Origin of the sequence: Sedimenticola selenatireducens (genome assembly GCF_963675335.2) — a bacterium.
GTDB lineage: Bacteria > Pseudomonadota > Gammaproteobacteria > Chromatiales > Chromatiaceae > Sedimenticola > Sedimenticola selenatireducens.
Window position 1 is genome coordinate 155,138 of sequence record NZ_CAXXYC010000003.1, and the last position, 11,605, is coordinate 166,742.

Annotated in this window: 10 protein-coding genes; 2 read left to right on the forward strand and 8 right to left on the reverse strand. The window is 57.9% G+C overall.

Going from position 1 to position 11,605, the window contains the following annotated elements; genetic code table 11:
* The 3 genes from ACHZBF_RS04390 to ACHZBF_RS04400 are packed head-to-tail and all read right to left on the reverse strand — an operon-like array spanning nt 1 to nt 1,820.
* Complete coding sequence (locus ACHZBF_RS04390; protein ID WP_029135099.1) at nt 1-726, reverse strand: UDP-2,3-diacylglucosamine diphosphatase; 726 nt, start codon at nt 724-726, stop codon at nt 1-3.
* A gap of 14 nt (nt 727-740) precedes the next feature.
* Nucleotides 741-1,229 (reverse strand): peptidylprolyl isomerase, encoded by a 489-nt coding sequence (locus ACHZBF_RS04395; RefSeq protein WP_029135100.1) that lies wholly within the window; start codon nt 1,227-1,229, stop codon nt 741-743.
* Nucleotides 1,230-1,247: 18 nt separating this feature from the next.
* Nucleotides 1,248-1,820: a peptidylprolyl isomerase gene (locus tag ACHZBF_RS04400; protein WP_029135101.1), complete on the reverse strand. Its 573-nt coding sequence runs from the start codon at nt 1,818-1,820 to the stop codon at nt 1,248-1,250.
* Between the two features lie 225 nt (nt 1,821-2,045).
* Here ACHZBF_RS04400 and cysS point away from each other — a divergent pair, with 225 nt between their 5' ends.
* On the forward strand, nt 2,046-3,428 hold the full coding sequence (gene cysS, locus ACHZBF_RS04405) for a cysteine--tRNA ligase (RefSeq protein ID WP_029135102.1): 1,383 nt from the start codon (nt 2,046-2,048) through the stop codon (nt 3,426-3,428).
* Here the strand turns inward: cysS and ACHZBF_RS04410 are convergent.
* Nucleotides 3,425-4,297, reverse strand: a complete 873-nt coding sequence (locus ACHZBF_RS04410; protein ID WP_029135103.1) for an ATP-binding protein — start codon at nt 4,295-4,297, stop codon at nt 3,425-3,427. The two genes, cysS and ACHZBF_RS04410, sit on opposite strands and share 4 nt — an antisense overlap.
* Nucleotides 4,298-4,486: 189 nt before the next feature.
* Nucleotides 4,487-6,154, reverse strand: coding sequence for an energy-dependent translational throttle protein EttA (ettA, locus tag ACHZBF_RS04415; protein ID WP_029135104.1), 1,668 nt, complete (start codon nt 6,152-6,154; stop codon nt 4,487-4,489).
* Between the two features lie 355 nt (nt 6,155-6,509).
* Here ettA and ACHZBF_RS04420 point away from each other — a divergent pair, with 355 nt between their 5' ends.
* On the forward strand, nt 6,510-6,863 hold the full coding sequence (locus tag ACHZBF_RS04420) for a hypothetical protein (protein ID WP_029135105.1): 354 nt from the start codon (nt 6,510-6,512) through the stop codon (nt 6,861-6,863).
* 53 nt (nt 6,864-6,916) lie between these two features.
* Here ACHZBF_RS04420 and ACHZBF_RS04425 read toward each other — a convergent pair whose 3' ends face one another.
* The 3 genes from ACHZBF_RS04425 to ACHZBF_RS04435 all read right to left on the reverse strand — a co-directional run bounded on the left by ACHZBF_RS04425 (nt 6,917) and on the right by ACHZBF_RS04435 (nt 11,506).
* On the reverse strand, nt 6,917-8,326 hold the full coding sequence (locus tag ACHZBF_RS04425) for a dihydrolipoyl dehydrogenase (RefSeq protein WP_029135106.1): 1,410 nt from the start codon (nt 8,324-8,326) through the stop codon (nt 6,917-6,919).
* Nucleotides 8,327-8,513: 187 nt separating this feature from the next.
* Nucleotides 8,514-10,874 (reverse strand): phosphoenolpyruvate synthase, encoded by a 2,361-nt coding sequence (gene ppsA, locus ACHZBF_RS04430; RefSeq protein WP_029135107.1) that lies wholly within the window; start codon nt 10,872-10,874, stop codon nt 8,514-8,516.
* 35 nt (nt 10,875-10,909) lie between these two features.
* Nucleotides 10,910-11,506, reverse strand: a complete 597-nt coding sequence (locus ACHZBF_RS04435) for a hypothetical protein (RefSeq protein WP_037376238.1) — start codon at nt 11,504-11,506, stop codon at nt 10,910-10,912.
* Between the last annotated feature and the right edge of the window lie 99 nt (nt 11,507-11,605).

Here is an 11,605-nt window from a genome sequence, read left to right on the forward strand (position 1 = left end):
TCAAGAGAAAGTTTCCTGCCGGATAGATTGGTTATCAACCCGAAGGTACGAGCCGGTCTGTTCATGCCAGTCCTCCAGCACATAGCGTTGGGCCGGCGTACCATCCAGCTGAAATTCATGTAACGCCGGGCGATGGGTATGGCCGTGTATCAGGCGCCTGACCTGATACTCACGCATGTAGCGTTCAACCGTCTGCTGATTGACATCCATGATGTCGGCCGACTTCAGTGAGACCACTTCACCGCTACGCCGACGGTACTCGGCTGCGAGCTGGACGCGTTCTTCGATGGTGCGGGAGACAAAGTCCCGAATAAACTCCGGACTGCGCAGCAGCTTACGTGCCTGCTGATATTCCAGATCATCGGTGCAGAGCAGGTCACCGTGCATCAGCAGAGTGGTTTCTCCGCCCAGGTCAGCCACGAAGGGGTCTGGTAGCAGCTTGCCGCCGGTTGCTCTCGCAAAATCGCTTCCCAGCAGAAAATCCCGATTGCCATGCATTACGGAGAGCTTACAACCACTGTCTGTCAATTGGTGCAGTGCCTGAACAACCTCGGGGACCGGCGGCAGGATGTTGTCGTCGCCTATCCATGCGTCGAACAGATCGCCGAGAATGTAAAGCTCGCCGGCACCACAGGCCCGCTCCCGCAGAAAGTGCAGGAACAGGGCCACGGTATCGGGTCGATGTTGTGACAGATGGAGGTCTGAAATGATCAGGGTGTCGCTCATGCCGGCTTCACAACTTATTCGCTGATGATCGCCTCTTCAATAATCAGGTCTTCAACCGGCACGTCCTGATGCCCTCTGTTCATGGTGGTATCGACGGTTTTCATCTGATTGACCACGTCCATCCCCTCGACCACTTTACCAAAGACACAGTAGCCCCAACCGTCCTGACCCGGGTAGTCGAGAAATTTATTGTCTGCGACATTGATAAAGAACTGGGCTGATGCGGAGTGTGGATCCATCGTTCGTGCCATGGCAATGGAGCCGATGACGTTGCTCAAGCCGTTCTTTGCCTCGTTTTCGATTGGGGCACGGGTGCTTTTCTCTGTCATTCCGACCTCAAAGCCACCGCCCTGGATCATAAAGTTGTTGATGACCCGGTGAAAAATTGTGCCGTTATAAAAGCCATCCTTAACGTATTGGGCAAAGTTTGCACTGGTAATCGGCGCCTTCTCCTCGTCCAGTTCTATGACGATGTCTCCACGATTGGTTTTGAGAGTGATCATGTGCTGGCTTCCTGTGGTTTAGTTGGTGATACGGGTGATATTTTCAATTATGACTGATTCGACAGGAACATTTTGCATGCCCATCTTGGTGGTGGTCGCGACATCGGCAATCCGGTCCACCGTTTCCATTCCCCCGGTGACTCGGCCAAACACTGCATAACCCCAGCCGTCAAAGCTGGGGTAGTCGAGGTTGTCATTGTCTTTGTGGTTAATAAAAAACTGGGAAGTGGCGGAGTGAGGCGCACTGGTTCTGGCCATGGCAATGGTGCCGCGCGCATTGGACAGGCGGTTTTTTGCCTCGTTCTGAATCGGTGCATGCCCACGTTTTTGATCAAGATCGGTGGTGAATCCACCTCCCTGGATCATGAAACCGTTTATTACGCGATGAAAAATCGTTCCATTGTAGAAGCCCTCATCGACATAGCGAAGGAAATTCTCAACAGTGCCGGGTGCTTTATCGCCATCCAGCTCCAGTTCAATTTCTCCGACGCTGGTTTTAATCAGCACCCGTGTGGTATCCGCGCTGGCCTGGGCGGCGCTGCCAAGGGTAAAGACCAGTGCTAACAGTAGAGAAATAAGGCGTCTATTCATTATCAATACTCGCTTACTTAGTGATTCGGGCAGAATCGAGTGATAGTGCATGAACGTCCAATGATAAAGGTTCCCGGCTCGAGGAAAAAGCCCCGGTTAATCTCCGCCCCGGTTACCCCCTTTGTTGCATGGGTGCTTTCGTTTACTATGCGCGGTCAGGGAACGGCCGTTGGATTCTGTCCTGTGCCGGGTTTCCCAAGTTAAAGATGATCTGCCGGAGTCGTTATGCTGAAGATCTACAACGATCTTACCAACCAGAAACAGGCGTTTGTGCCGCTGGAGCCAGGAAAAGTCAGGATGTATGTCTGTGGCATGACGGTCTATGACCTCTGTCATCTGGGGCATGCCCGGGTGATGGTGGTGTTTGATGTGGTCTATCGTTATATGAAATCACAGGGTTACGATGTCACCTATATCCGCAACATTACCGATATTGACGACAAGATCATCAATCGGGCCAACGAGAATGGTGAGCCGTTCAGCGATTTGACGGAGCGATTCATCCAGGCCATGCATGAGGACTCCGCGGCGCTGGGTATTTTGATGCCGGACAGTGAACCGCGGGCGACCGCCCACATCGCCGAAATCATCGCCATGATCGAGAGGTTGGTGGCCAATGGTCACGCCTATGTGGCGGACAACCGGGATGTCTATTATTCGGTCGGCAGTTTTGCCGACTATGGCAAGTTGTCGGGCAAGACACTGGAGGATCTGCAGGCAGGTGCCCGGGTCGAAGTGGATGACCAGAAGCGCAATCCTCTCGATTTCGTGCTTTGGAAATCAGCCAAACCGGGGGAACCGTCCTGGGATTCTCCCTGGGGCGGAGGGCGTCCCGGTTGGCATATCGAGTGCTCTGCCATGTCCACCTGCTGTCTGGGTGATACTTTTGATATCCATGGCGGGGGCGCCGATCTCACTTTTCCGCACCATGAGAATGAGATTGCCCAGTCCGAGGGAGCGACCGGAAAACCCTTCGTTAACTACTGGATGCACAACGGCTTTGTTCGCATCAATGATGAGAAGATGTCCAAGTCACTGGGCAATTTCTTTACCGTTCGGGAAATCCTGGCCCGCTATCAGGCGGAAGAGGTGCGCTATTTTATCCTCACCAGCCAGTACCGCAGTCCGCTTAACTACGACGATGAGCATCTGGATAACGCCCGTGGCGCCCTGACCCGTTTCTACACCGCCATGCGCGGCTTGCCGGCCGCAGAACCGGCAGGCGGGGAAGGTTTCGTGGAACGGTTTCATGAAGCCATGGATGATGACTTCAATACGCCGGAGGCGTTGGCGGTGCTGTTTGATCTGGTGCGGGAGATCAACCGGTTGCGTTCAGAGGAGGTGGACCGGGCGGCAGCCCTGGCGGCCGAACTGCGCCGGCTGGGCGGAGTGCTGGGTATCCTGCAAGACGATCCGGAACACTACCTGCGCGGTGGCGTTGAGGAAAGCGGGCTCAGTGATGACCAGATCGATGGTCTGATCCGGCAGCGCCACACCGCCAAGGCGGAAAAGAACTGGGTGGAGGCCGATAAGATCAGGGATCAACTCAAGGACCAGGGTGTGGTGCTCGAAGACGGTCCGCAGGGGACCACTTGGCGGCGCGGTTAATCTTTTTCGTCAGGGAGGTCTTCCGGCAGGCGGCCCGCCCAGTCGCGGGCAAACTGCAGGGCGACCCGGCCGCTTCTTGAGCCCCGTTTGAGGGCGAAGCGCAGGGCCTCAAGTCGTATCGACTCATCGGCGGTTGTCCGTGCGCCCAGGCGAGTCAGCCAGTGGTCGACAATCGTTAGATACTGGTCCTGGCTGAACGGGTAGAATGAGAGCCAGAGTCCGAACCGCTCGGAAAGTGAAATTTTCTCTTCCACGCTTTCGTTCTGGTGTATCTCCCCCTCCACGATATGCACATCCTGGTTCTCCTGCTTGAATTCGGGCAGCAGGTGGCGTCGATTGGAGGTGGCGTAGATCAGCACATTTTCCGGCGGCGCGGAGATGGAGCCGTCCAGTATCGCCTTGAGTGATTTGTAGCTGGCGTCATCCGCCTCGAACGAGAGATCGTCACAATAGAGCAGGAAGCGTTCAGGCCGGTCCTGGATCAGTTCGACGATTGAAGTCAGGTCGATCAGGTCATGCTTCTCCACCTCGATCAGACGCAGCCCCTGATCGGCAAACTCATTCAGCAGCGCTTTGATCAGGGAGGATTTGCCGGTACCGCGGGAGCCCCAGAGCAGGGTGTTGTTGGCGCTGCGGCCTTCGACAAACTGGCGGGTATTGCGAGTGATTTCAGCCTTGACCCGATCTACACAGAGGATGTCGTCGAGTTGTACTTTATGCGGTCTGGTAATGGCTTGCAGACCCGTGCCGCGCTGCCAGCGAAAGGCGATACAATTCCAGTCCGGTTCGGCAGTGGTGGGGGCAAAGACCCCCTCCAGCCGTTCGATCAACCGTTGTGCCCGCTCAAGAAGTTGTTCAGTCTGGTTCATGGTGTTGCCTGCCGAGAATTGTGACTGTTCGCGCCGGATTAATTTATCCGAGATGCTGGGAGCGTAAGCTTTGCCCATCCTGCGCGATTGCTAGGGTTGCCAGTTTGTCTCGGACGGCAGGCGCCCATAGGGCGCCCTATCGTAGGGCGGGCTTTGCCCGCCGTAAGTGCCGCCCAGCCGTCTGTGCGATCAACGGTTCAGTGGCTTGTACTTGATCCGGTGCGGTTGATCCGCCTCGGCTCCCAGGCGCCGTTTCCGATCGGCCTCATAATCCGCATAGTTGCCTTCGAACCAGGTGACGGCCGAGTCTCCCTCAAAGGCCAGGATATGGGTGGCGATACGGTCCAGGAACCAGCGATCATGCGAGATCACCACCACGCAGCCGGGGAAGGTGAGCAGTGCCTCTTCCAGCGCTCGCAGGGTCTCCACATCCAGGTCGTTGGTCGGCTCGTCAAGCAATAGCACATTGCCGCCCTGCTGCAGGGTTTTGGCCAGGTGTACCCGGTTGCGTTCACCACCGGAGAGATCGCCAATACGCTTCTGCTGATCCGTTCCCTTGAAGTTAAAGCGGCTGGCATAGGCGCGGGAATTGAGCTCGTAGCGGCCGATGGTGATGATGTCGGCGCCGCCGGAGAGCTCTTCCCAGACGGTATGGTTATCATCCAGGGCCTCGCGGGACTGTTCGACGGAGGAGATCTTGACCGTGTCACCAACTCGCAGTTCACCGCCGTCGGGCTGCTCCTGGCCGGTCAGCAGGCGGAACAGGGTGGTCTTGCCGGCCCCGTTAGGGCCGATAATGCCGACGATGCCGCCCTTGGGCAGGTTGAAGGAGAGATCACTGTAGAGCAGCTTGTCGCCGAACGCCTTGCTCAGCCCCTTGGCCTCGATCACCAGATCCCCAAGTCGTTCACCGGGCGGGATATAGATCTCGTTGGTCTCGTTGCGCTTTTGGAACTCCTGGCTCTGCAACTCATCGAAGCGTTGCAGACGCGCCTTGCTCTTGGCGTGGCGCCCCTTGGGATTGGAGCGTACCCACTCCAGCTCGTGCTTCATGCTCTTGATGCGGGCCGCCTCCTGTTTCTGCTCCATCTCCAGGCGCTGCTCCTTCTGCTCCAGCCAGGAGCTGTAGTTGCCCTCCCAGGGGATGCCGTGGCCACGGTCCAGTTCGAGAATCCAGCCGGCCACGTTATCCAGGAAATAGCGGTCATGGGTAACCGCCACCACGGTACCGGGATAGTCGTGCAGGAAGCGCTCCAGCCAGGCCACGGACTCGGCGTCCAGATGGTTGGTCGGTTCGTCCAGCAGCAGCATGTCCGGCTTGGAGAGCAGCAACTTGCACAGTGCCACGCGGCGTCGTTCACCGCCGGAGAGTTTGGTCACATCCGCGTCCCAGGGTGGCAGGCGCAGGGCGTCGGCCGCAATCTCCAGAGTGCGTTCCAGGTTGTGTCCGTCCTTGGCGTTGATCAGGTCTTCCAGCTTTGCCTGCTTGCTGGCCAGGGCGTCGAAGTCGGCGTCCGGCTCGGCGTAGGCGGCGTAGACCTTGTCAAGTTCGGCCAGCGCCTCGACCACATCACCCAAGGCCTCTTCCACGTTGCCGCGAACATCCTTGGCCGGATCAAGCTGTGGCTCCTGTGGCAGATAACCGACGTGGATGCCCGGCTGCGGGCGCGCCTCGCCCTCGATGTCGGTGTCGATCCCGGCCATGATGCGCAGCAGGGTTGATTTGCCAGCGCCGTTCAGACCCAGGACGCCGATCTTGGCGCCGGGAAAAAAGGAGAGGGAGATGTCACGGAGGATTACCCGCTTTGGCGGCACAACCTTGCCGACGCGATTCATTGTATAGATGTACTGGGCCATAACCTTTCTTTCAGTTGAGACAAAGTGGGGTAGACCGGCGCCTGTTGATTCGAGTCGGTCAGCGGGCCGGGTTACCGGAAATTATAAATTGGCGTCTATTGTGGCACATCTGGCAGGTCTGCTCATCTGCCTTTCTACTGATCCTAAAACCCGCCACCGAACATTCCGGTGAAATGTTCCGCGTACATAGGGTGCCCCGTGGGCGCCGTTATCGGAGAGCCCGGGTCGGCGGGTGTGGCCTGCCCTTTAGACTGTTTGGTGTTTAGAGGGGGCGGTCGAGCCTCTGGGTAACCAAATCGAACTGCTCTGCATTATAATGCCGGCACGACAAACAATAGTTGAATAGGGATTGATAATGCGAAAGATCGGAATGGCGGGACTGATATTTCTGTTGACTGCTGGCCTGGTGGGGTGTTCCGGCCATCCTGGCGCGGGTAATTGGGAAAGCACAGGTCCGGTTGATGCGCCATTCTCCAGGCTCATGGTCCACTACGAGGGTAGGGCGGAGCTGATAGATGCAAAAACCGGAGCCGACAGCCACCACTGCTTCTGGGGCGGGAAGAGCGCCAGGGAAATACAGCTTGATTGTACAACGCCCCAGGATACCGAGACCCGGATCAGATTTGTTCTGCAGGTGGGTGAAGATGGCATTGCCAGATTACTGAAAGATGATGTGGATATCGGTGAGTTCAAGCGGCTTGCCGAGTGACGCGCAAGCATTTGTGCCAGTTGCGGGACGTCCCTGTCCCGTTTCACGACTGATTACACCAGCGGCCTCAACTCGGTGATGGGGCCGCTGTTTTTGGTATCTACCTTGGAGTAGAGATCATACAACGCTGCCTGCAGAGCCTCTTCAATGACCGGATGGTAGAAGGGCATCTGCAGCAGTTCTCCCACTCGCATCTCCTGCTGGATACACCAGGCCAGCAGATGAGCCAGATTCTCGCCTTTGGTGCAGATCATTTCACTGCCCAGCAGTCTGCCGCTGGCCTTGTCCGCGTAGACCCGGATGATGCCCTTGTTTTTGCCCATGATCAGGGCCCGCCCGACAGGTGCCATATTCACTTCACCGACCACTGACTGCTCGTGATCCAGCTCAGACCAGCGTTTGCCAACATGGCAGATGTTCGGGTCAACGAAGTTGATTGCCAGGGGGGTCTTGCGTTGAAACGCCTGGATCCGGTCTCTGCTCGCGTTGTGACCGGCAATCCGGCCCTCATCCCCCGCTTCATGCAGCAGTGGCCGCTCGGCATCGACGTCGCCGGCCAGGAAGATATGGCTGTCACCGATCTGCATGGTTTGGGGGTTGTAGGCGGGGATGGTGTTCACTCCCAGGTCAATGCCGGCATTCTCAATCTGCAGGTTATCCAGGTTGGGACGACGTCCCAGGCTGGCCAGCACCTTGTCCACCAGCACCGAATGATCCCCGGCGGTTACGCGCAGCTTGTCGCCCTCTTCGCTGATCTCGGCGGCATGGCCGAGGTGGAGCGGAAAATCACGGCCAATGATCTCGATGGCGGCCTTGGCAACCGCCGGATCATCCAGCCCGCCGATAGTTTCCAGCTGGTCGAAACCGGTGGTCTCAACACCCAGCCGGGCCATCGACTGACCAATCTCGAGGCCGATCACCCCCAGGCCGATGATCGCCAGTGATTCCGGGAGTTCTTCCAGTTCAAAAAGTGTGTCGGTAGTCAGTATCCTGTCGCCGAAGGCCTGCCAGGATTTGGGAATAATGGGGCGGGAGCCGGTGGCGATAATGATCTTGTCGGCGCGAATGCGGATGTCGTTAACCTCCAGCAGATGCGGCTCCAGGAAGCGGGCATAGCCTTCCATGAACAGCTCATCGCTCATATTGGCGGTGCTGTTGCTAACGACCCGGTCAACAAAGGTGTCGCGCAGGTCCTGTACATGGCCCATTGCCTCTTCGCCGTCGAGGGTAAGGTCTTTATGGCCTTCCACCCCGTAGCGCCCGAGGACGCCGCAACGGTGGAAATCCTCGGCAATCTGGATCAGCGCCTTGGAGGGCATGCAGCCGACGCGGGCGCAGGTGGTACCCTGTTCACCGCCATTGATCAGGACAAAGCTTTTACCGGAGGCCTTGACCTGGCCCAGGGCATAGAGTCCGGCGCTGCCGGAGCCGATAATGGCGACATCAACGTTTCTCTCTTCCACTGTAATACGCTCCCGTTATTCGACTGACGGGTCTCCGCCCGGTGTAAAATTCGCTCCATTGTAAACGTTGTGAGGGAGATTCAAAGCCCTGTGAATTACATGGGAAATCTATTGCCCGGCAATAAAAAAACCGGGCGGAGATATTCCGCCCGGTCTGGTCGTTAACAACTATAACGCTTGGCCTGGCCTATGCTTGTTGGCCCGCCATGAACAGCCAGGTGTCAATCACGGTGTCCGGGTTCAGTGAGACGCTGCTGATCCCCTGCTCCAACAGCCATTTGGCCAGGTCCGGATGGTCCGAGGGACCCTGTCCGCAGATGCCCACATACTTGCCCTTGGCGCGACAGGTGGAGATGGCCATGCTCAGCATCTTCATCACCGCCGGGTCCCGTTCATCAAAGCTGTGGGCGATCAGGCTGGAGTCCCGGTCCAGGCCGAGGGTGAGTTGGGTCATGTCGTTGGAACCGATGGAGAAGCCGTCGAAGTACTCCAGGAACTCCTCGGCCAGTACGGCATTGGAGGGGAGTTCGCACATCATGATCAGGCGCAGGCCATTCTCGCCCCGCTTCAGACCGTTGGCCTCCAGGGCCTCCACTACACCTTTCGCCTCGGCCAGGGTGCGAACGAACGGGATCATGATCTCCACATTTCTGAAGCCCATCTCCTCGCGTACATATTTCAGCGCCTTGCACTCCATTTCCCAGCAGGGGGCGAAGCTCTTGGAGATATAGCGCGAGGCGCCGCGGAAGCCGATCATCGGATTCTCCTCTTCCGGCTCGTAGCGGGGACCGCCGATCAGATTGGCGTATTCGTTGGATTTGAAATCGGACATACGCACGATGACCGGGCCGGGGAAGGCCGCGGCCAGGGTGGAGACGCCCTCGATGATTTTGCTGACGTAGAAGTCGGTCGGGCTTTTATAGGCGGCGATACGGGGTGCGATTTCAGCCTTCAACTCCTCCGGCAGTGCGTCATACTCCAGCAGCGCCTGGGGGTGGATACCGATCATGTTATTGATCACGAACTCCAGGCGGGCCAGGCCGATACCGGCATTGGGAATGCCGGCAAAGTCGAAGGCACGGTCCGGGTTGCCCACGTTCATCATGATCTTGGTGGGGATCTCCGGCATAGCGTCCAGCTCGATAGTCTTGTATTCGAAATCGAGCTTGCCGTCATAGATGAAACCGGTGTCGCCTTCGGCACAGGAGACGGTTACCTGCTGACCGTTCTTGATCTGTGTGGTGGCGTCATTGCAGCCCACCACGGCCGGTACCCCCAGTTCACGGGCGATAATGGCGGCGTGACAGGTACGTCCACCCCGGTTGGTGACGATGGCGGCGGCACGCTTCATGATCGGCTCCCAGTCCGGGTCGGTCATGTCGGTCACCAGTACGTCACCCGGTTGCACGTCATCCATGTCATCCAGGCTCATCACCACCTTGGCGGTGCCGGCGCCGATGCGCGAGCCGATGGAGCGGCCTTCAGTCAATACCGGGCCCTTGGCTTTCAGTTCATAGCGTTCCATGACATTGCCGCTACGGCTCTGCACGGTCTCGGGCCGGGCCTGAACGATATAGAGTCTGCCATCGACACCGTCACGAGCCCACTCGATATCCATCGGGCGCTGGTAGTGTTTTTCAATGGTGAGGGCCTGACGCGCCAGCTCTTCCGCCTCGGCGTCGGTGATGGAGAACAGGTGACGCTCATCTTCATCCACGTCGATGATCTTGACCGGACTGGGCCCGCCGGGGTTATAGACCATCTTGATCGCCTTGCCGCCCACATTGCGGCGGATCACGGCCGGCCGGCCGGCTTCCAGGGTGGGTTTGTGGACATAGAACTCATCCGGATTGACCGCGCCCTGTACCACCATCTCACCCAGGCCGTAGCTGGCGGTGATGAAGACCGCGTCACGGAAGCCGGACTCGGTGTCCAGGGTGAACATCACACCAGAGGCGCCGATGTCCGAGCGGATCATTTTCTGGATGCCGGCGGAGAGGGCCACCAGGGAGTGTTCAAAACCCTGGTGTTCACGGTATGCGATGGCCCGGTCGTTGAACAGGGAGGCGAATACCTCGTGGATCTGACGCTTGATATTGTCCAGACCGGAGACGTTCAGGAAGGTCTCTTGCTGACCGGCAAAGGAGGCGTCTGGCAGATCCTCGGCGGTGGCCGAAGAGCGTACGGCCCAGGTGACCTCTTCGCCATATTCCTCGATCAAGGCGGCATAGGCCTCGTCAATGGCGGCGTTCAGGGCAGGTTGAAACGGGGTGTCCATGATCCACTGGCGGATTTGTGCGCCGGTCTCGGCCAGTGCCCGCACATTATCCACATCCAGGTTGTCCAGGGCCTTATTGATGCGGTCGGCCAGGCCATCGGTGGCGAGGTATTCCCGATAGGCATAGGCGGTCGTGGCAAAACCCCCCGGCACCTGCACACCCAGGTTGGACAGGTTCTGGATCATTTCGCCCAGGGAGGCGTTTTTGCCGCCGACATGCTCGACGTCGTCCATCCCCAGTTCACTCAGCCATTGGACATAGTTGTTCATGATCTTCCTCGGTAAATTTCTGCAAACATAAAACTCTAAAGCGTTGCCGTACGCCGGCTGATCTCCTTGACCCAAACCAGCTCGCAGGCGCCGTTACCGCTGTCATCCCGGGTTAATGAGCTAACCCAGTGCCAGCCGTCGGCGGCATCAGCCCGGATCAGGTAGCCTGCCAACCGGACGATCTCGCCCTCCCGGAGGTTTTTCAACGCTTTCTCTATCTGTGTGTCAGCCGGCACCATATGCATGTTTGCCGAGTGGCTGGAGATGGCCTGTTTCGGGATCGGCAATCTCGGCGTGGACCAGTGATAGAACCGGCCACTCTGATTGATTGAAAGCTGGGAGATGACAGCGCTGTCGGACATGGGGCCCCAGCCCAGGGCCAGATCAACGGGCGAAAGATCGGACTCTCTACCCAGGCTGTAGCGCTCAGTACCCAGTATTCTCGCTTCCAGACTGAATTCAGCCAGCGGCGTCACCTGATAGCCTTTGTGGGTAAAGGGTGTGGCGACAATTTCACGCTGATTTGGGGCATCCTTGACCAGTATCCCCGGATTATGTTCTACGGGGCGAGAAGTGTAGGTCGCATAGGCGCCATAGGCGATAACAACGACGAAGAGCAGACGCTTGAGCATGGCGGTCGTGATCCGGCTTGTGTCGGGTGCAGTACCGTTCTTCAGCAGTTGGCGCCAGGGTGTCGATCTGTGGTCAATTCAGGAGTCTTCACAGCATCA